The organism is Nocardioides sp. 503, from assembly GCF_004522095.1.
In the GTDB taxonomy this organism is placed as follows: Bacteria; Actinomycetota; Actinomycetes; order Propionibacteriales; family Nocardioidaceae; genus Nocardioides.
Genome location: NZ_SPUI01000003.1, coordinates 1,322,071 through 1,340,562, shown reverse-complemented (window position 1 = coordinate 1,340,562; position 18,492 = coordinate 1,322,071). Strand labels below are relative to the sequence as shown.

General features: G+C 73.7%; 21 protein-coding genes and 1 tRNA gene. 13 read left to right on the top strand and 9 right to left on the bottom strand.

All coding sequences use genetic code 11. The features are described from left to right. Positions 1 to 40: 40 nt before the first annotated feature. Together E4622_RS13530 and E4622_RS13525 are read left to right on the top strand one after the other, a co-directional pair. Positions 41 to 1,099, top strand: coding sequence for a medium chain dehydrogenase/reductase family protein (locus tag E4622_RS13530; RefSeq protein ID WP_134740669.1), 1,059 nt, complete (start codon positions 41 to 43; stop codon positions 1,097 to 1,099). Positions 1,100 to 1,137: 38 nt separating this feature from the next. Then, entirely contained in the window at positions 1,138 to 1,782 is a 645-nt protein-coding gene (locus tag E4622_RS13525; protein ID WP_209021905.1) for a TetR/AcrR family transcriptional regulator, read from the top strand. Between the two features lie 60 nt (positions 1,783 to 1,842). On the opposite strand, the gene E4622_RS13520 is transcribed toward E4622_RS13525, so the two are convergent. After that, a complete protein-coding gene (locus E4622_RS13520) occupies positions 1,843 to 2,304 on the bottom strand; it encodes a hypothetical protein (protein ID WP_134740667.1) in 462 nt (153 codons plus the stop codon). Positions 2,305 to 2,415: 111 nt separating this feature from the next. On the opposite strand from E4622_RS13520, the gene E4622_RS13515 reads away from it, so the two are divergent. Next, positions 2,416 to 2,799, top strand: a complete 384-nt coding sequence (locus E4622_RS13515) for a hypothetical protein (protein WP_134740666.1) — start codon at positions 2,416 to 2,418, stop codon at positions 2,797 to 2,799. A gap of 61 nt (positions 2,800 to 2,860) precedes the next feature. Next, positions 2,861 to 2,949, top strand: a tRNA-Ser gene (locus tag E4622_RS13510). Positions 2,950 to 2,988: 39 nt separating this feature from the next. On the opposite strand, the gene E4622_RS13505 is transcribed toward E4622_RS13510, so the two are convergent. Genes E4622_RS13505 through E4622_RS13495 form a run of 3 tightly spaced genes read right to left on the bottom strand, consistent with a single transcriptional unit; the run spans position 2,989 to position 5,105 of the window. Further along, entirely contained in the window at positions 2,989 to 3,225 is a 237-nt protein-coding gene (locus tag E4622_RS13505; RefSeq protein WP_134740665.1) for a biotin/lipoyl-binding carrier protein, read from the bottom strand. A 48-nt stretch (positions 3,226 to 3,273) separates the two neighbouring features. Then, a complete protein-coding gene (locus E4622_RS13500; protein WP_134740664.1) occupies positions 3,274 to 4,314 on the bottom strand; it encodes a hypothetical protein in 1,041 nt (346 codons plus the stop codon). A gap of 11 nt (positions 4,315 to 4,325) precedes the next feature. Next, positions 4,326 to 5,105, bottom strand: coding sequence for a carbon-nitrogen hydrolase family protein (locus E4622_RS13495; protein WP_134740663.1), 780 nt, complete (start codon positions 5,103 to 5,105; stop codon positions 4,326 to 4,328). Between the two features lie 58 nt (positions 5,106 to 5,163). Between E4622_RS13495 and E4622_RS13490 the strand changes: the two genes are divergently transcribed. The 4 genes from E4622_RS13490 (at position 5,164) to E4622_RS13475 (ending at position 7,877) form a co-directional block, all read left to right on the top strand. Then, on the top strand, positions 5,164 to 5,742 hold the full coding sequence (locus E4622_RS13490) for an NTP transferase domain-containing protein (RefSeq protein WP_134740662.1): 579 nt from the start codon (positions 5,164 to 5,166) through the stop codon (positions 5,740 to 5,742). 70 nt (positions 5,743 to 5,812) lie between these two features. Next, the gene (locus tag E4622_RS13485) at positions 5,813 to 6,136 is read left to right on the top strand and encodes a DUF6457 domain-containing protein (protein ID WP_134740661.1); all 324 of its coding nucleotides are present in this window, start codon (positions 5,813 to 5,815) and stop codon (positions 6,134 to 6,136) included. A gap of 12 nt (positions 6,137 to 6,148) precedes the next feature. Beyond that, the gene (locus tag E4622_RS13480) at positions 6,149 to 7,126 is read left to right on the top strand and encodes an NAD(P)H-quinone oxidoreductase (protein WP_134740660.1); all 978 of its coding nucleotides are present in this window, start codon (positions 6,149 to 6,151) and stop codon (positions 7,124 to 7,126) included. A gap of 151 nt (positions 7,127 to 7,277) precedes the next feature. After that, positions 7,278 to 7,877 (top strand): bacterial proteasome activator family protein, encoded by a 600-nt coding sequence (locus tag E4622_RS13475; protein ID WP_134740659.1) that lies wholly within the window; start codon positions 7,278 to 7,280, stop codon positions 7,875 to 7,877. Positions 7,878 to 7,899: 22 nt separating this feature from the next. On the opposite strand, the gene E4622_RS13470 is transcribed toward E4622_RS13475, so the two are convergent. From E4622_RS13470 to serS, 5 genes are read right to left on the bottom strand one after another with little or no spacing between them, the layout of a single operon-like run. After that, a complete protein-coding gene (locus E4622_RS13470) occupies positions 7,900 to 8,544 on the bottom strand; it encodes a hypothetical protein (protein WP_134740658.1) in 645 nt (214 codons plus the stop codon). Positions 8,545 to 8,597: 53 nt separating this feature from the next. After that, on the bottom strand, positions 8,598 to 9,386 hold the full coding sequence (locus E4622_RS13465) for a Cof-type HAD-IIB family hydrolase (protein ID WP_134740657.1): 789 nt from the start codon (positions 9,384 to 9,386) through the stop codon (positions 8,598 to 8,600). Next, positions 9,383 to 9,862: a GNAT family N-acetyltransferase gene (locus E4622_RS13460; protein ID WP_245156007.1), complete on the bottom strand. Its 480-nt coding sequence runs from the start codon at positions 9,860 to 9,862 to the stop codon at positions 9,383 to 9,385. The genes E4622_RS13465 and E4622_RS13460 overlap by 4 nt, the downstream gene beginning before the upstream one ends. Beyond that, the gene (locus E4622_RS13455) at positions 9,859 to 10,692 is read right to left on the bottom strand and encodes an HAD family hydrolase (RefSeq protein ID WP_134740656.1); all 834 of its coding nucleotides are present in this window, start codon (positions 10,690 to 10,692) and stop codon (positions 9,859 to 9,861) included. Before E4622_RS13455 ends, E4622_RS13460 begins: the two co-directional genes overlap by 4 nt. Further along, a complete protein-coding gene (gene serS, locus E4622_RS13450; RefSeq protein ID WP_134740655.1) occupies positions 10,689 to 11,957 on the bottom strand; it encodes a serine--tRNA ligase in 1,269 nt (422 codons plus the stop codon). The genes E4622_RS13455 and serS overlap by 4 nt, the downstream gene beginning before the upstream one ends. Positions 11,958 to 12,047: 90 nt before the next feature. Between serS and E4622_RS13445 the strand changes: the two genes are divergently transcribed. The 5 genes from E4622_RS13445 (at position 12,048) to kdpC (ending at position 18,487) form a co-directional block, all read left to right on the top strand. Then, on the top strand, positions 12,048 to 13,622 hold the full coding sequence (locus E4622_RS13445) for a YegS/Rv2252/BmrU family lipid kinase (RefSeq protein ID WP_134740654.1): 1,575 nt from the start codon (positions 12,048 to 12,050) through the stop codon (positions 13,620 to 13,622). 14 nt (positions 13,623 to 13,636) lie between these two features. After that, entirely contained in the window at positions 13,637 to 14,023 is a 387-nt protein-coding gene (locus E4622_RS13440; protein ID WP_134740653.1) for a nuclear transport factor 2 family protein, read from the top strand. Between the two features lie 189 nt (positions 14,024 to 14,212). Next, positions 14,213 to 15,877, top strand: a complete 1,665-nt coding sequence (kdpA, locus tag E4622_RS13435; RefSeq protein WP_134740652.1) for a potassium-transporting ATPase subunit KdpA — start codon at positions 14,213 to 14,215, stop codon at positions 15,875 to 15,877. Further along, the gene (gene kdpB, locus E4622_RS13430) at positions 15,874 to 17,865 is read left to right on the top strand and encodes a potassium-transporting ATPase subunit KdpB (RefSeq protein WP_134740651.1); all 1,992 of its coding nucleotides are present in this window, start codon (positions 15,874 to 15,876) and stop codon (positions 17,863 to 17,865) included. Before kdpA ends, kdpB begins: the two co-directional genes overlap by 4 nt. A gap of 10 nt (positions 17,866 to 17,875) precedes the next feature. Continuing rightward, the gene (gene kdpC, locus E4622_RS13425) at positions 17,876 to 18,487 is read left to right on the top strand and encodes a potassium-transporting ATPase subunit KdpC (RefSeq protein WP_134740650.1); all 612 of its coding nucleotides are present in this window, start codon (positions 17,876 to 17,878) and stop codon (positions 18,485 to 18,487) included. The last annotated feature ends 5 nt before the right edge of the window (positions 18,488 to 18,492 follow it).

The window sequence follows — 18,492 nt, the reverse complement described above, 5'->3', positions numbered from 1 at the left end:
AACTTAACGCTTGTAAACCCACTCCAAGAACGAGGCCCCCATGTCCGAGAGCGCAGCGAGCCCCACCACGACCACCACGACCATGACCGAGGTCGTCCTGCCCGGCGTCGTCGAGCCCGACGGCCTCGAGATCCGGACGCGCGACCTGCCGGTCCCCGACAAGGGCGAGGTCCTCGTCAGCGTCGAGGCCACCGGGATCTCGATGGCCGAGCAGTCCATGCGGCGCGGCCGCTACCCCGGACAGCCGAAGTTCCCGTTCGTGCCGGGCTACGACCTGGTGGGGACCGTCACCGCCACCGGTCCCGGGGTCGACCCCACGCTGGTGGGCACCCGGGTGGCCGCGATGACGAAGACCGGCGGCTGGGCCACCCACGCCGCGCTCGACGCCCGGGACCTGGTCGTCGTACCTCGTGAGCTGGACCCCGTCGAGGTCGAGACCCTCGTCGTCAACGGCGTCACGGCCTGGCAGATGCTGCACCGCAGCGCCCGCGTCGCGCCCGGCGAGACGATCCTCGTCCACGGCGCGAGCGGCGGCGTGGGGACCACGCTGGTGCAGCTGGCGGTGCATCACGGCGTCACGGTCGTCGGGACCGCCCACCCCCGTCACCACGACGCGCTCCGCGCCCTCGGGGTCGTCCCCGTCGACTACGACGACCCGCAGCTGTTCCAGACCGTGCGCGGCCTGGCGCCCCAGGGCGTCGACGCGGTGTTCGACCACCTCGGAGGAGACAGCCTCACCCGGTCCTGGAACCTCCTGGCCCCCGGCGGGAGGCTGGTGGCCTACGCCATCGCGACCCAGGTGCGGGGCACCGGCTCGATCTGGGGGCCGTTCCTGGCCGCGCTGGGCAAGGTCCTGGCGTGGAACGCACTGCCCAACGGCAAGCGCGCCACCTTCTACGACCTCTGGTCCGGGCACCTGCGCCGTCCCGCCCGGTTCCGCTCGCGCGTCCGCGACGACATCCACGCGGTGCTGGCGCTGCTCGCCGACGGCACGCTCACTCCCCAGGTCGCGGCGACCTACCCGCTGGTCGACGTGCGCGAGGCGATGACCGTCGCCGAGTCGCGCCAGGTGCGCGGCAAGGTGGTGCTCGTCCCGTGAGTGCCGCCGCCCACCCCGCCTCCGCTAGCGTCGCCCGGGTGAGCACACCTCCGGAGGGCCACACCCGCACCCGGAACCCCCGCGGCCAGGGCGACCGGCTGCGCGACGAGATCGTGGCCGCCGCGGCCGCCGTGCTGGACGAGGCCGGCACCGCGGAGGCCGTGACGCTGCGCGCCGTGGCCCGGCGGGCCGGCATCAGCGCCCCCTCGATCTACCGGCACTTCCCGGACCCGCCCGCGATCCTGCTCGCCGTCGCCCAGGAGGCCTTCGAGATGCTGCGGCACCGGCTCGCGGAGGCCGCGGAGTCCGAGCGCGGCGGCCCCACCGCTCGGCTGCAGGCGGTCTGCGGCGGCTACCTGAGGTTCGCGGAGGAGCACCCGTCGCGCTACCGCGTGATGTTCGGCGGCGTCTGGCGCGCCGACCCCGACCGGGGCGACTCCCTGACCGAGGCCAGCGTCCTCGCCCTCGGGGCCGAGGCGCTCGAGGTGCTCGCCGCCGGTCTCGCGGAGTGCGTCGCCGACGGCACGTCGCTCAGCACCGACGTCCGCGCCGATGCCACCGCCCTGTGGCTGGGCCTGCACGGGCTGGCGCACCAGCGGGCCGTGGCCGCCCGGTTTCCGTGGCCCGAGGACATCGAGACCCGGATGGTCCGCCTCCTCGCGAGCCTCGACCCGGCTCGCTGAGCGGGCGCCGGTCCCGGGCCGGTTGTCGCGCCCGACGCCGCCGCGGCCGACCTTCGTGGCTCAGAGGGGGCGCAGGCCCTCACCGCGGTTGAGGTAGCCGGCGAGGTCGCGGACGAACTGCTCGCGGTCGGCCTCGAGCGCGGGCATCGGGATCGTGGTGCTGCGGCCGTCGCGCAGCCGGATCACCGCGCAGGGGATGCCGCTGGGCGAGGCCGTGCCGGCGTCCTCGACCTCCTTCCAGGAGGCCTGCTTGACGCCGGCACCGCGGATCATCCGCACGTGGTAGCCGGTCGGGTCGAACCGCACGACGTAGGACGAGCGCAGCCAGGAGCCCAGGACGACGAGCCCGACCACGCCCACGACCAGCAGCACCAGCAGGGCGTCGGGGGTCACGAAGCCGGTGGTGGCGACCACGGCGGTCGCCACGAACATGAGCACGGCGAGCAGGACGAGGTAGGTGCCCACGAACCGGGCGGCGAAGGCGCGCGAGAGCCGATAGTCGGACGTCTCGGCGGCGGTCATGGGAAGAATTGAACACAACACCGCAACTCGCCGCCCACCCGGTCTTGCCGGGACCCGCGCGGGGGGCCATGCTCGGGAGTCCACCGCGCGCCGGACCACCGGGAGGCAGCCATGCCCGCGATCACCCCTGGCCTGGCGAGCGCGCTGCGCGGCCTGGACGCCGCGCTCGACGCACCCCGTCGCGAGGGCGCGGCCCTCGGCAACTGGCGCTGGGTGGTGCGCCAGCGCATCGCCGTCGTCCGCGACGCCCTGGTGGGCGAGACCAGCTCCCCCGACGACGGGTGGCTGGCCGCGCGGGGAGGCACGGCCTTCCGCGAGCGCAACGCGCTGCTCGCCCGCCTCGGCTCGCTCGGCCCCGGGGTGCTCGAGAGCGCGGACGTCGAGGCGGTGCGGGTGGAGGGCAAGCGCCTGCTGGTCGACATCGGCCGCCACGTCCAGCGGCTGCACGACCTCGCCTACGACGACGTCGAGATCGAGCTCGGCGGCTCCGAGTAGCCGCGACCCTCGCCCGGCCCCGCGCGGCCTAGACTTGCCCGCCGTACGCCTCGGCGTGCACGGAGGGGTGCCGGAGTGGCCGATCGGAACCGCCTTGAAAGCGGTCGCTGGCAGAGATGTCAGCCGCGGGTTCGAATCCCGCCCCCTCTGCCGTGCCTGCAGGGATCCCCGTCGAGTACGGCGTGTCGCTCAGGCGTCGGGCGTGAGCTCGACGAGGACGTCGCCCTCCTGGACGACGTCGCCGGGCGCGACGCGCACGGCCCGGACGGTGCCGGACATCTCGACCAGCACGGGGATCTCCATCTTCATCGACTCCAGCAGCACGACGGTGTCGCCGGGCGCCACGGTGTCACCGGGGGCGACCGTGAGGGACAGCACGTTGGCCACCATCTCGGCGAGGATCTCGGTCACCTGTTCACGGGCCATGCCCGGCACGCTAGCCGTTACCGGCAGGTATGCCCCAGTCAGCGAGCGTCAGTGGAGCGCGCTGGTGCGGGCCGGCTCCGGCCGGATGGCGGCGGCCTCCTCGGCGCGCCGGCTGCGGCGGCCGGCGGAGCCGGTCACGCGCAGGTCGACCCGGATCACCACGAAGCCGATGAGCAGCCCCGCCACGAGCCCGTAGACCACCGACAGGCCGCTCTCGCGCAGCGTGATGGCCGGGTTGGCGAGCGAGTTGGCCACCGCGGAGGTGGCGGCGACGCCGAACGCGCAGACCCACCAGCCCTGCCGCCGGCGCGCGCGCATGTGGCAGCCCCAGGCGAGCGCCGGGATGCCGAGGACGGTCTCGATCGGGCGCGGGAAGGCGCCGAGGTTCTCGCGGCTCCAGCGCACGACGTCCAGCAGCGACTCGACCAGGCCCGGCGTGCCGTAGCGGCGCAGCAGCTCGGCGTAGAGCAGCGTCACCGCCAGGACGAGCATCCCGACGAGCACGATCGCGACCCCGCGACGCCCCAGACCGTGCAGGCCGGCGCCGAGCCGGTAGACGACCGCGAACGCCGCCACGAGGCCCAGCCCGAAGGTGGCGTACTCGAACTCCACCACCGTGATCGTCGGCTCGAAGCCGACGGTGGCCAGCGCCCCGACGCAGGCGATGCCGATCGCGATCACGCACTCGCGCGCCGCCTCGACGAACCGCACGGCGGGCACGGTGGCCATCACGCCCAGCACGGAGGACACCACGCAGGTCATCACGGCGGCGCCGGTGCGCAGGTAGTCCTCGTCGCTGACCAGGACCACGACGCCGAGGGCGACCGCGAGGCTGCCGTAGACGACCGGACGGCCGCCGGTGCGCGCGGCGAGCGCCCACGAGTAGGCGCTGGCGACGACGACCGCGCCGACGCCCGGCAGCCAGTCAGGCCCCACCGTGACCACGCCGGCGACCAGCGCGGCGAGCCCGACGGCCACGAGCGCGAGGAAGGCGCCGACCGGCAGGTGGCTCTCACCGATGCCGGAGACCCGGCCCCGCCAACCGGTGCGCGGGTCGGGCGCGCGGCGACGAGCGGCGGACCTGGACACGGAGGAACAGGCTACAGACGACGGTTGGCCAGGGAGGGGTTGGTCCGGCGGGCCGCGTCCAGCACGGACCGGCTCAGGGTCGCCTCGAGCAGGGCCGGCCCGTCCTCCGCCTCGGCGAGCACGTCGCCGAGCGGGTCGACGACCAGCGAGTGGCCGGAGTAGCGCGGCCCGGGCTGCCCGGCCGCCGCCACGAAGACGGTGTTCTCGATGGCCCGGGCGCGCACGAGCGTGCGCCAGTGGTCGACCTTGCGCTCGCCGGCCACCCACGCGGCCGGCACGACGAGCACCTCGGCCCCCCGGTCCACCAGCGCCCGCGCCAGCTCGGGGAAGCGCAGGTCGTAGCAGGTCAGCAGGCCCACCGAGAAGCTCCCGACCTCGACCACGGTCGGCTCGACCGGCCCGGCCAGCAGCCGGTCGGACTCGCGGTAGCCGAAGGAGTCGTAGAGGTGCACCTTGCGGTACGCCGCCGTCGCTGCGCCCCGGACCAGCAGGGTGTTCCACGGGCGGGCCGGGTCGTCGCTGGCCTCGAACATGCCGGCCACCAGCGTGGTCTCGCGCAGGGCAGCCACGCGCTCCAGCTCGCGCCCGAACGGACCGTCCACGGGTTCGGCGAAGGGGCCGACGTCGGAGCCGGCCTCGCCGAAGTCGCGGGCGAAGGCCTCCGGGAGCACCACGAGGTCGGCCCCGGCCGGGGTCAGCCCCTCCAGCCGGTCGCGGTTGCCCGCGGGGTCGAGGCCCGCGGCCTCCTGCACGAGGGCGACGCGCAGCTCGTCGGCGGTGGTCGAGGTCACCGCCCCAGAGTGCCACGGCCGACCGTGGCGGCGAGGCGGGCGGTGACAGACTCCTCGCGTGGACGTCGACCCGGGCCTGAGCCCCTTCAGCGCGGTGATCCTCGCGGGCGGCCGCGCGGCCCGGCTGGGCGGCGTGGACAAGGCCTCGGTCGAGATCGCCGGGCGCACCCTGCTCGCGCACGCGATCGACGCGGTCATCGACGCCACCGAGTTGGTGGTGGTCGGCGAGCCGGTCCCGACCGAGCGGCCCGTGACGTTCACCTTCGAGTCCCCCCGCTACGGCGGTCCGGTCGCCGCGCTGCTCACCGGGCGCGACGCGCTCCTGCACCGCACGCCGTACCTCGCGGTGCTGGCGGTCGACATGCCGCGCCTGGACACGCACACCTTCCGCCGCCTCCTCACCGCCGCCGCCGCCGGCACCGCGGACGGGGCGGCGCTCGTGGACCCCGACGGGCGGCGCCAGCTGGCGCTGGTGCTCGACGTGGGCCGCCTCGACGCCGTGCGACCCGGTCACGAGGAGCAGCACGACCTGCCGCTGCACCGGCTGCTCTCGACGCTCGAGCTCGTCCCCGTCGCCTCCGTGGGCCAGGAGCACCGCGACGTCGACACCTGGTCGGACCTGCGCGACCTCTCCTGACCCCGGCCGGTCGGGAGCCGGTCGCCGGAAGGGGGTTGCGGCCTCGCGCGTCACTGGGGAGTCTGGGGGCGTGAACCTCCACGACTGGATCGATGAGCTCTGCGACGTGCTCGACATCGAGACCGAGGTCGACGAAGGACTGCTCAAGGACCTGAGCGACATCGCCATCGACAACGTCGAGCGCACGGCCGGGCCGGTGACCACCTACCTCCTCGGCTACGCCGCCGGCTCCCGGACCGCCGACCCCGAGCGCGTCGAGCGGCTGGCCGCGCTCGCCCAGGCGCTAGCCGAGGGCTGGGACCGGCCGGCGGGCTTCCGCGACCCGCTCGACGTCGACGAGCCGGTGCCCGACGACAGCGCCGTCGACCACTCCGACGAGCGTTTCGAGGCCTGACAGACTGGCCGCATGCGCGCCGTGATCGCCGCCGAAGCCGGTGGCCCCGAGGTCCTGTCCGTCTCCGAGGTGCCCGACGTGGAGCCGGGTCCCGGTGAGATCGCCGTCGCGGTCGCTGCGACCGCGGTCAACCGGGCCGACACCCTGCAGCGCCAGGGCTTCTACCCGCCGCCCCCGGGGGCCTCGGAGATCATCGGCCTGGAGTGCAGCGGCACGGTCGCGGCGCTCGGCGAGGGAGTGGAGGGCTGGGCGGTCGGCGACGAGGTCTGCGCCCTGCTCGCCGGCGGCGGCTACGCCTCGCGCGTCGTCGTACCCGCCGGCCAGGTCATGCCGGTGCCCGCCGGCGTGGACCTCGTGACCGCGGCGGCGATCCCGGAGGTCGCCGCGACCGTGTGGTCCAACGTCTTCATGGTGGCGGGGCTCCAGCCCGGCGAGAGCCTCCTGGTGCACGGCGGCGCGGGCGGCATCGGGACGTTCGCGATCCAGCTGGCCCACCGGCTCGGCGCGCGCGTGCTCACCACGGGCGGTACGGCGGACAAGCTCGCGGCCTGCGCCGCGCTGGGCGCCGACGTGACGATCAACTACCGCGACCAGGACTTCGTCGAGGTCGTCAAGGACGCCACCGACGGCGCCGGCGTGGACGTGGTCCTCGACAACATGGGCGCCAAGTACCTCGGCCGCAACGTCGACGCGCTCGCGCTCGAGGGGCGGCTGGTGATCATCGGCATGCAGGGCGGCAGCAAGGGCGAGCTCGACATCAACGCGCTGCTGCGCAAGCGCGGCGCGGTCATCGCGACCTCGCTGCGCTCGCGGCCGGTCGGCGAGAAGGCCGCCATCTGCGCCGCGCTCGTCGAGCACGTCTGGCCGCTCGTCGCCGAGGGGCTCGTGCGCCCGATCGTCCACGGCACCATGCCGCTCGAGGACGCCGCCGCCGCCCACGCCCTCATGGAGTCGGGCGAGCACATGGGCAAGATCGTGCTGACGGTCTGAGCCGGGCCGGGCGCGGGCAGTTTCCCCAAGGTATGCAGGGAAGGCGTCACTTCCCGCCCGCTGCACACCGAGGGAAGTGACGCTTCGGCTGCATACCTTGGGGAAACTGCCCCCCGCAAGTCCCGCCCACCCGCCGCATAGGGTGGCCTGCATGAGCGAGCAGACCGAGCAGGAGCAGCAGGTCGTCATCGTCGGTCCCGACGGGAAGCCGATCGGCACGCTGCCGGCGTCCGCCCTGGCCCAGGCCGGCGAGGACGGCGCCGACGACGACGGCGAGCAGGACGGCGGCTCGGCGCGGCCGCTGACCGAGCTCGTCGAGCAGCCGGCGAAGGTCATGCGGATCGGCAGCATGATCCGTCAGCTGCTCGAGGAGGTGAAGTCCGCCCCGCTCGACGAGGCCAGCCGCAACCGGCTCAAGGACATCCACCAGGCCTCGATCAAGGAGCTGGAGGCGGGCCTCGCGCCCGAGCTGATCGAGGAGCTCGGCCGGCTCACGCTGCCGTTCACCGACGACGCCACCCCCTCCGACGGGGAGCTGCGCATCGCCCAGGCCCAGCTCGTCGGCTGGCTGGAGGGCCTGTTCCACGGCATCCAGACCGCGATGTACGCCCAGCAGATGGCCGCCCGCGCCCAGTTCGAGGAGATGCGCCGCGCGCTGCCGGCCGGCATGGGCGGTCAGGCACCGCAGGCCGCCGCGCCGCAGCAGGACGAGGATCTTCGGCCGGGCAGCTCCGGCGGGATGTACCTCTAGCGTTCCGCCCGACCCAGCGGGCTCAGCGGCGGCGCGAGCGCAGCCGCAGCACGAGCACCAGCCCGAGCAGCCCCACGAGCGTCAGCGCGAGGCCCGGGGCCACGGCACGGCCCACCGAGGTCGGGGCGTCGGTGTCGACGTCGGTCAGCACCGCCGCGGGCGGGGGCGGGGGCGGCGTGACGGGGTCACCGCTGCCGAGCACCTCCTCGACCTGCGCGACGTAGGCGTCGGTCGCCAGGCGGGTGCCGGCGCAGCCGTCGTCGGACCAGCCCTCGGCGCCGGCGGTGCCCGCGGCCTGCACCAGGAAGACGTAGCGCTCACCGCTCACGAGCCGGCCGAGGCCGCACGTGGGTCGGACCTGCGGGGTCGTGGTGACCACCTGGGCGGGCGCGTCCACGCGGCCCTTGTAGACGGTCTCGGCCTCCACCTGCTGGGTGAACACCCGGCTGGCGGCGCCCACGCCTCCCGGGGCCGACGGCACGCTGCCGAGGCGCTCCACGGAGGTGACGGTGCCGGTGAACACCGCGTCGGCGGCCTTGAGGCGCGCCATCAGGGGCGTCGCGGCCTCCGCGCACGAGCACGCGGCCTGGGCCGGGGCCGCGCCCACCGTGACGAAGCAGCCCACCACGAGCGCGGCGAGGAGCAGACGGCGTACGGAGGCGAGCACGGGCCCCATCACAACAGATCGGTGGTGACGCGCACCAGTCGAGGAGCGCGCGCTCACGGGCCGAAGAGCTCCTCGAGCACGCGGGCCACGCCGTCGTCGTCGTTGCTCGGAGCGACCCGCCCCGCCGCCAGCACGTCGGGGTGCGCGTTGGCGACGGCGTACGGCGTGCCGGCCCAGCGCAGCATCGGCAGGTCGTTGGGCATGTCCCCGAAGGCCACCACGTCGGCCGCCTCCACCCCGAGCTCCGTCGCGACCCGCGCGAGGGTGGCCGCCTTGGTGACCCCCGGCGCGCTGATCTCGAGCAGGTGGTCGACCGACCAGGTCGCGACCGCGGCGTCGCCCACCGCCTCGAACACGGCCCGGCGCAGCTCCTCGGGGTCGGCGTCGAGGTCGCGCACGAGGAGCTTGACGGCGGGGGCGGTCCACAGCTCCGCGAGCGGCCCGCGGGCCGTCTCCTCCCCCGTGCCCTCGACGTCGACGTAGCGCTCGTCGACCCGGAGCCCGTCGACCGACTCGAACGCGAACGTCGCCGCGGGCAGCGCCGCGGCGATCGCGTCGACCACGGCCAGACCGGCGGCCGGCTCGAGGCCGCGCACCTCGCGCACCGCGCGGTGGGTGACGTCGTAGAGGATCGCGCCGTTGGAGACGATCGCCAGGCCGTGCTCGCCCACCATCGGCCACAGCTCGTCCATCCACCTCAGCGGGCGGGCGGTCACGAAGACGACGGGTACGCCGCGCGCGTCCAGGTCGGCCAGCACCCGCGCCGAGCGCGGGGAGACCGTGCCGTCGCTGCGCACCAGCGTGCCGTCCAGGTCGGTGGCGACCAGCCGGGGGCGGCTCACGGGAGCGGCCTGGCCATGACCAGGTTGCCGTCCTCGTCGCTGCCGCGCAGCTGGGTGAAGCCGCACTTGGCCAGCACCCGCAGGCTGGCGCGGTTGTGGGGCTCGACGGAGGCCCGCAACCGGACGCCGAGGCGGTCGGCCTCGGCCGTGAGCGCGCGCAGCGCCTCCGTGGCGACGCCGGCCCCTCGGGCCGCCTCGACCAGCCCGTAGCCGACCTCGGTCTCCCCGTCGACCGGCGGCCCGTAGCAGCCGATGCTGCCGACGGCCTGCACGCCGAGCACGACGTGGCGCGGCCCCCAGGTGTCGCCCTCACGGAGCATCCCGGCCGCGTCGACGTCGTCGGTGCGCGGGTAGTCGGGGTGCCAGCGGTCCTGGTGCCGCCCGGCGCGCATGTCGGCGGCGTCGCTCGGCGTGAGGAGCACCAGCCGGAGCCGCTCGGAACGGATCAGCTCCGGGAGCGCCGGCTGGTCGCTCACGCGAAGTACCGGTCGATCTCGGTGGCGGCGCCGTCCTCGTAGACCGAGCCGGTCACGGCGTCCGCGACGTCGATGACGTCCTGCACGGACTGGCCCATCGCGACGCCGCGGCCGGCCCACTGCAGCATCTCGATGTCGTTGCGGCCGTCACCGATGGCGAGCACGTCCGCGCTGGTCAGGCCGAGCTCGCGGGCGACGTACTCGAGACCCGAGGCCTTGGAGACGCCGACGGGCGACAGGTCGAGCCAGGCCGTCCAGCCGACGACGTAGTTGGTGCCGTGCAGGCCGAGCTCGGCGGCCATGGCGACGAACTCGTCGGCGCTCGACTCGGGGTCGCGGATGATCACCCGGCTGACCGGGCCCGCGACCAGCTCGTCGACGGGCGTGACGATCATGTCGCCGGACAGCTCGCCCTCGGGGAACGGCGTGGAGACGCGGTAGCCCACGCCCCGCTCCTCGACGGCGACGATGGCGCCGGGCTGGCGCTCCAGGACCGCCTTGACCGCGGGCCCGGCGTCGAAGGTCTCCTCGCGCACGACCTCCAGGGGCGGGTAGCGGAAGATGACCGCGCCGTTGCTGGCGACGACCCAGACCCGCTCCTCGCCCTGCCCGCGCAGGTCGAGGAGGTCGGCGATCGGCGTCATGCCGTGGGGGGAGCGCCCGCTGGCGAGCACCACGTGGGCGCCGGCGTCGAGCGCGCGGTGCACGGCGTCGTAGACCGCCGGCTCGACCTGCTCGTAGGTCATGCCCGCGCCCTCGACCCACTTGAGCAGGGTGCCGTCGATGTCCAGGGCGACGATGCCGGGCCGCCAGCCGTCGGGCGTGCTCACGCGGTGACCGGCGCGAGGACCTCGCGGCCGCCGAGGAACGACTGCAGCGCCTTGGGCACCCGCACGGACCCGTCGGCCTGCTGATGGGTCTCGAGGATCGCCACGATGGTGCGGGTCATCGCGCACAGCGTGCCGTTGAGGGTCGAGATGGCCTTGACCTCGTCGCCGAAGCGGCCGCGGGTGTCGAGGCGCCGGGTCTGGAACTCCGTGCAGTTGGAGGTCGACGTGAGCTCGCGGTACTTGCCCTGCGTCGGGATCCACGCCTCGCAGTCGAACTTGCGCTGCGCCGACAGGCCGAGGTCGCCGGCGGCGACGTCGATGACCCGGTAGGCCAGCTCGAGCTTGTCGAGGAAGGCCTTCTCGATCTCGAGCAGGCGCCGGTGCTCGGCGTAGGACTCCTCGGTCGTGGAGTAGACGAACATCTCCACCTTGTCGAACCAGTGGACCCGGATGATGCCCTTGGTGTCCTTGCCGTGCGAGCCGGCCTCCTTGCGGAAGCAGGGGCTGAACGCCGCGTAGCGCAGCGGCAGCGAGGCGCCGTCGAGGATCTCGTCGGAGTGGTACGCCGCCATGGGGACCTCCGAGGTCCCGACGAGGTACATGTCCTGGCCCTCGATGCGGTAGACGTCGTCGGCGGCCTGGCCGAGGAAGCCGGTGCCGTCCATGGCGCGCGGCTTGACCATCGACGGGGCGATGACCTGGGTGAAGCCGAAGTCGCGGGCGGTCTCGTTGGCGAGGTTGATCAGCGCGAACTCCAGCTCCGCGCCGATGCCGGTCAGGAAGTAGAAGCGCGAGCCCGACACCTTGGCGCCGCGCTCGAGGTCGATCGCCCCCAGCAGGCGGCCGAGCTCGATGTGGTCGCGCGGCTCGAAGTCGAACTCCGCGGGCGTGCCGACGGTCTCCAGCACGACGAAGTCGTCCTCGCCGCCGGCCGGGACGTCGTCCTCGGCGAGGTTGGGGATGGACAGCAGGGCCTGCTGCCACTCCTCCTCGGCGGCGGCCTGTGCCGCCTCGGCCTCCTTGACCTCGGCCGAGAGGGTCTTGGTCTGCACGAGGAGGGCCTGCTTCTCGTCCCCCTGCGCCTGCGGGATGAGCTTGCCGAGGCGCTTCTGCTCGCCGCGCTTGGCCTCGAAGGCGACGATCGCGGCCCGGCGGGCGGTGTCGGCGGAGAGCGCCCGGTCGACCACCTCGTCGGACAGCCCGCGCTTGGCCTGGGCGGCGCGGACGCGGTCGGGGTCGTCTCGGAGGATGCGTGGGTCGATCATGGCCTCAGGCTATCGGGGCGACGTGGCGCAGCTCATCCGAGTTGCCCCTGGTCGGCCGCGGTGACGACCCCGTCGCCCATACTGGTCGCCGTGCTCGACCGTACCCGCGCCTTCCTGCTCAGCTGGAGCGTGCTGTGCCTCGCCGTCCTGGCGGTGCTCGCCGTGGCGGTCGTGCAGGGCTGGGCGGGACTCGCCTCCTTCGACGACCGCGGCAACACCGTCCGCGGCTGGGCGGTGGACGACGCCACGCTGCGCCACGTGCTGCGGGTCGTGGAGGTGGGCTTCGGCACGGTCGCGATGACGGCGTACACGGTCGTGCTCGCGGTCGCGATGTTCGTCAAGGGCCACCGGCGCGCGGCCTACTACACGGCCGCGGTGATGGCCTCGACGTCCGTGGCGACCACGCTGATCAAGCTCGCGGTCGGCCGGGACCGGCCGGAGTGGCAGGAGACCGAGTGGCTCCTGAGCAACAACGCCTTCCCCTCGGGCCACGCCTCGTCGGTCGCGGCGCTCGGCGGGGTGGTCGTCGTGCTGGCGACCATGCTGCTGCGCCGGCCCAACATCCGCCGCCTGATCGGCCTCCTGGTCGTCCTGGTGGTCGTCGCCGTCTGCCTGGACCGGGTCCTGCTGGGCCGCCACTTCCCGACCGACGTGATCGGCGGGGTGCTGCTCGGCGCCGGCGTCGTGCTGCTCGGCCTCGTGGTCCTCAACCCGCTGCCCCGCAGCCACGCGAAGAAGAGCGAGCCGCTCGCGGAGGTGCTGCCCCACGGGCGCAAGCTCGCGGTCGTGCTCAACCCGATCAAGGTCGAGGACGTCGGCCAGTTCCAGGCGATCGTCGACGCCATGGCCGTCGAAGCCGGCTGGTCCACGCCGTCGTGGCACCTCACGACCGTCGAGGACTCCGGCACCGGCCAGGCCGAGCGGGCCTCGGTCGAGGGCGCCGCGCTGGTGATCGTGTGCGGCGGCGACGGCACCGTGCGCGAGGTGTGCGCCGAGCTCGCCGGCACCGGCATCCCGGTCGGCATCGTCCCGGCCGGCACCGGCAACCTGCTGGCCCGCAACCTGGACATCCCCCTCTACATCCGCGCCGCCATCGACATCGCCCTCACCGGCCAGGACCGCGCCATCGACATGGTCAAGGTGACCGGCGACCACCTCGAGGACAGCCACTTCATGGTGATGGCCGGCATGGGCTTCGACGCCGCGATCATGGAGGGCGTCAACGAGGACCTCAAGAAGCGCGTCGGCTGGGTCGCCTACGTCGTGTCGGGCCTGAAGTCGCTGATGTTCCCCGCGGTCAAGGTCGACATCAGCATCGACGGCGCCGAGGCCACCACCCACCGCGCCCGCACGATCGTCGTCGGCAACGTCGGCTTCCTGCAGGCCGGGATGCCGCTGCTGCCCGACGCCTCCATCGACGACGGCGTCATCGACGTGGTGATCCTGCACCCGCGCCACTTCCTGTCCTGGATCCCGCTCGCCGTGCGGGTCCTCTCGCGCGGCGCGCGCACCGACGACACGATCAACCGCATGACCGGCCAGCGGGTCTCGATCAGGGCCCACACCGACACCCCCCGCCAGCTCGACGGCGACTCCGTCGGCCCCGGCCGCACCCTCGACATGGAGTGCGTCCACGGGCGGCTCCTCGTCCGCGTCCCACGCTGAACCAAGGAGACCGCATGACCTCACGACCGGCCCCCGTCGAGGCCTGGCACCGCGTGGCCGCGTCGCGCGACCCCGCCGGCCTCGACGAGCTGCTCGCCGACGACGTGGTGTTCCGATCGCCCGCGGTCCACACCCCGCAGGAGGGCAAGGCGGTCACCACGGCGTACCTCGCGGCGGCGATGGTCGTGCTCGGGCCGGGCCTGCGCTACGTCGACGAGTGGTACGCCGAGGGCAGCGCGGTCCTGGAGTTCGAGTCCGTCGTCGACGGGCTCACCGTGCACGGCGTCGACATGCTGCGCTGGGGCGACGACGGCCGGCTCACCTCCTTCACCGTGATGGTCCGGCCGATGAAGGGCCTGCACGCGCTGGTCGCGGCGATGGGCGCCGAGCTCACACGCTGAAGCACCCGGGCCGACGGATTGCGTCAACAACCGGCCCGCGGGCGTCAAGGAAGCGTCAAGGACGTACGGCGAGCGGTCCCGGCGGGTCTGTAGTGGGGGCGTGCCCGATCTCCTCTTCCTCCTCCTGACCCTCGTCCTCTTCGCGCTCGCCGTCCTCCTGGTCGGCGTGATCGACCGGAGGCTCGACCGATGAGCGACGTCCTCCCCGCCCTCGGGCAGGTCCTCCTGCTCGTCGCCGCGCTCGCGGTGGCCGTGCCCTTCCTGGGCCGCTACCTCGCGCACCTCTACACCTCGCCGACCCACCTGCGTGTCGAGAGCGCCGCCTACCGGGTGCTGCGCCTCGACCCCGAAGCCGACCAGCACTGGCGCACCTACACGGTGTCGCTGCTCGGCTTCTCGCTCGTGAGCATCCTGGCCCTCTTCGGCCTGGGCCGGCTGCAGCAGCACCTGCCGCTGTCGCTGGGGTTCTCCGCCCTGCCCTCCGACGGCGCCTGGAACACCGCGGTGTCCTTCGTGACCAACACCAACTGGCAGTGGTACTCCGGCGAGGTCACCGTCGGCCACCTGATGCAGATGTCGGGCCTGTCGGTGCAGAACTTCGTGTCGGCTGCGGTCGGCATGGCCGCGGCCGCGGCGTTCGCCCGCGGCCTGGCCCGCTCCCAGCGCGACGGCCGCGTCGGCAACTTCTGGTCCGACCTCGTGCGCGGCGTCCTGCGCGTGCTCCTGCCCGGCGCGGTGGTCTCCGCCCTGCTGCTGGTGGCGCTCGGCGCGATCCAGAACCTGTCGGGCACCTCGCCGGTCCGCACGCTCACCGGCGGGAACCAGCAGCTGACGGGCGGCCCCGTGGCCAGCCAGGAGGCCATCAAGCAGCTCGGCACCAACGGCGGCGGCTTCTACAACGTCAACTCCGCCCACCCCTTCGAGAACCCCACGGCCCTGTCCAACCTGCTCCAGGTCTTCCTGATGCTGGTGATCCCCTTCGCGATGGCGTGGGCCTTCGGGCTGATCGTGCGCGACCGGCGCCAGGGCGTCGCGATCCTGAGCGTCATGGCGCTGCTGCTGGGCGCCTCGATCGCGCTCATGACGTGGTCGGAGATGGCCGGTCCCGGCCTCGCGCCGCACGCCGCCGGAGCCGCGATGGAGGGCAAGGAGGTCCGCTTCGGCGAGGCCGGCTCGGCGCTCTTCGGGGCGGTCACGACCGGCACCTCGACCGGGGCGGTCAACTCCATGCACGACTCGCTCACCGCACCGGGCGGAGGCGTCGCGATCTTCAACATGATGCTGGGCGAGATCGCCCCCGGCGGCACCGGCTCCGGCCTCTACGGCATGTTGATGCTCGCCATCGTGACGGTCTTCCTCTGCGGCCTGATGGTCGGACGCACGCCGGAGTACCTCGGCAAGAAGATCGGCCAGCGCGAGATCGTCCTGGTCGCCCTCTACGTGCTGACCACGCCGGTCCTCGTCCTGTGCGGCGCCGCGGTCGCCCTCACCGCCGGTGACGGGCTCGCGGGGCTGCAGGAGAGCGGCCCGCACGGCCTCTCCGAGGCGCTGTACGCCGTCACGTCGGCGTCCAACAACAACGGCAGCGCGTTCGGCGGGCTCACCTCCGGCACGCCGTTCTGGAACACGCTGCTCGGCGTCCTGATGCTCGTCGGGCGCTTCCTGCCGATGATCTTCGTGCTGGCCCTCGCGGGCCGCTTCGCCTCCCAGCAGCAGGCGCCGCCCAGCGCCGGCACGCTGCCCACCCACCGGCCGCTCTTCGTGGCCCTCCTCTCGGGCGTCGCCCTGGTCGTGGTCGGTCTGACCTACGTGCCCGTGCTCGCCCTCGGCCCGATCGTGGAGTCCCTGTCGTGAACGCCTCATCCCTGTCCGAGGCGCTGCCCGGCGCCCTCCGCAAGCTCGACCCCCGCGCCCTGCTGGCCACCCCGGTGCTCCTCGTCGTCGAGGTGGGCGCCCTGGCCACCACCGTCATGGCGGTCCTGGACCCCTCGAGCCTCTCGGTCCTCGTGACCGTCTGGCTCTGGCTCACCGTGCTGTTCGGCACGCTGGCCGAGGCGGTCGCCGAGGGCCGCGGCAAGGCGCAGGCGGCCAGCCTGCGTGCCCTGCAGCAGGAGTCCACCGCCCGCCGCCTGCGCACCGACGGCAGCGAGGAGGCGGTGCCGAGCACCGCCCTGCGCACCGGCGACCGCGTGGTCGTCGAGGCCGGCGAGCGCATCCCCGGCGACGGCGACGTCGTCGAGGGCGTGGCCTCGGTCGACGAGTCGGCCGTGACCGGCGAGTCGGCCCCGGTGATCCGGGAGTCCGGCGGCGACCGCAGCGCGGTCACGGGCGGCACCGTGGTGCTGTCCGACCGGATCGTCGTGCGGATCACCTCCGAGCCGGGCCAGTCCTTCGTCGACCGGATGATCGCCCTGGTCGAGGGCTCCGAGCGGCAGCGCACGCCCAACGAGCTCGCGCTCAACGTGCTGCTGACGGCGCTCACCGTGGTGTTCGTGGTGGTGTGCGCCACGCTCTACCCCATCGCCGACCAGGCCGGCGCGCACCAGTCGCTGATCGTCCTGACGGCGCTGCTGGTCTGCCTGATCCCGACGACCATCGGGGCGCTGCTGTCGGCCATCGGCATCGCCGGCATGGACCGCCTCGTACGCCGCAACGTGCTCGCCATGTCGGGGCGCGCGGTCGAGGCGGCCGGCGACGTCGACGTGCTGCTGCTCGACAAGACCGGCACGATCACCTACGGCAACCGGCAGGCCTCGGAGCTGCTCGCGATCACCGGGGTCGCCCGCGACGACCTGGTGGAGGCGGCGCTGCTGTCCTCCCTGGCCGACGAGACCCCCGAGGGCCGCAGCATCGTGGCCCTGATCGGCGAGGGCCGTCCGGTCCCGGCCGGTGCCACGCTCGTGGAGTTCTCCGCCACCACGCGGATGAGCGGCCTGGACGCCGACGACCTCAGGGTCCGCAAGGGCGCCGCGTCCGCGGCCGTCCAGTGGGTCCGTGACTCCGGCGGCGAGGCCTCGGCCGAGCTCGACGAGCTCGTCGACCGGGTCAGCTCGAGCGGCGGCACGCCGCTGGTGGTCGCCGAGCAGCGCGGGGAGGGCCCTGCCCGGCTGCTGGGCGTCATCCACCTCAAGGACGTCGTCAAGGAGGGCATCCGCGAGCGCTTCGCCGACCTGCGCGCCATGGGCATCCGCACGGTCATGGTGACCGGCGACAACGCGGTGACCGCCCGGGCCATCGCCGCCGAGGCCGGGGTCGACGACGTCCTCGCCGAGGCCACGCCCGAGGACAAGCTGGCGCTGATCCGCCGGGAGCAGGAGGGCGGCCGCATGGTCGCCATGTGCGGTGACGGCACCAACGACGCCCCCGCGCTGGCCCAGGCCGACGTCGGCGTCGCCATGAACACCGGCACGACCGCGGCCAAGGAGGCCGGCAACATGGTCGACCTGGACTCCGACCCGACCAAGCTCCTCGACATCGTCGAGATCGGCAAGCAGCTGCTCATCACCCGCGGCGCGCTGACGACGTTCTCGGTCGCCAACGACGTGGCGAAGTACTTCGCCATCCTGCCGGCGATGTTCGTGGTCGCCTTCCCGCAGCTCGACGTGCTCAACGTGATGCAGCTCAGCAGCCCCGAGTCGGCGATCGTCTCCGCGGTCGTGTTCAACGCGCTCGTGATCGTCGCGCTGATCCCGCTGGCCCTGCGCGGCGTGAGCTACTCGCCGTCGTCCGCGACGGCCCTGCTGCGCCGCAACCTCCTGCTCTACGGCGTCGGCGGCCTGGTCGCGCCGTTCGTCGGCATCAAGCTGCTCGACCTCGTCATCTCGCTCATCCCCGGACTCTGAGGACACCGCCATGAAAGACCTGCACACGCTCTTCCGCACCAGCCTGGCCGGGCTCCGCGTGCTCGTGCTGATGACCCTGGTCCTCGGCGTCGCCTACCCCCTGGCGATCACCGGGATCGCCCAGGCCACGATGCCGTGGCACGCCGACGGCTCGCTGGTCACCGCCGACGGCTCGCACACCACCGACCGCGGCGACGCCGTCGGGTCGGCGATCGTCGGGCAGGTCGTCGACGACGAGCGGCTCTTCCAGCCGCGGCCCTCGGCCGCCGGCGACGGCTACGACCTGCTGAGCACCTACGGCTCCAACCTCGGCCCGCTCAGCCCCGAGCTGGTCACCACGATCGAGGAGCGCAAGGCCGAGGTCGCCGAGCGCGAGGGCGTGGACGCCTCGGCCGTGCCCGCGGACGCGGTGACCGCGTCGGCGTCCGGTCTCGACCCGCACATCTCGACGGCGTACGCCGCCCTCCAGGTGCCGCGCGTGGCCCGGCTCACCGGCCTCGACCAGGACGAGGTGCGCCGGCTGGTGGAGGACCACACCGACGGCCGCACGCTCGGCGTCCTCGGCGAGCCGCACGTCAACGTCCTGACGCTCGACGCCGCGGTCCTCGCCGCACTGGGATAGTGGGG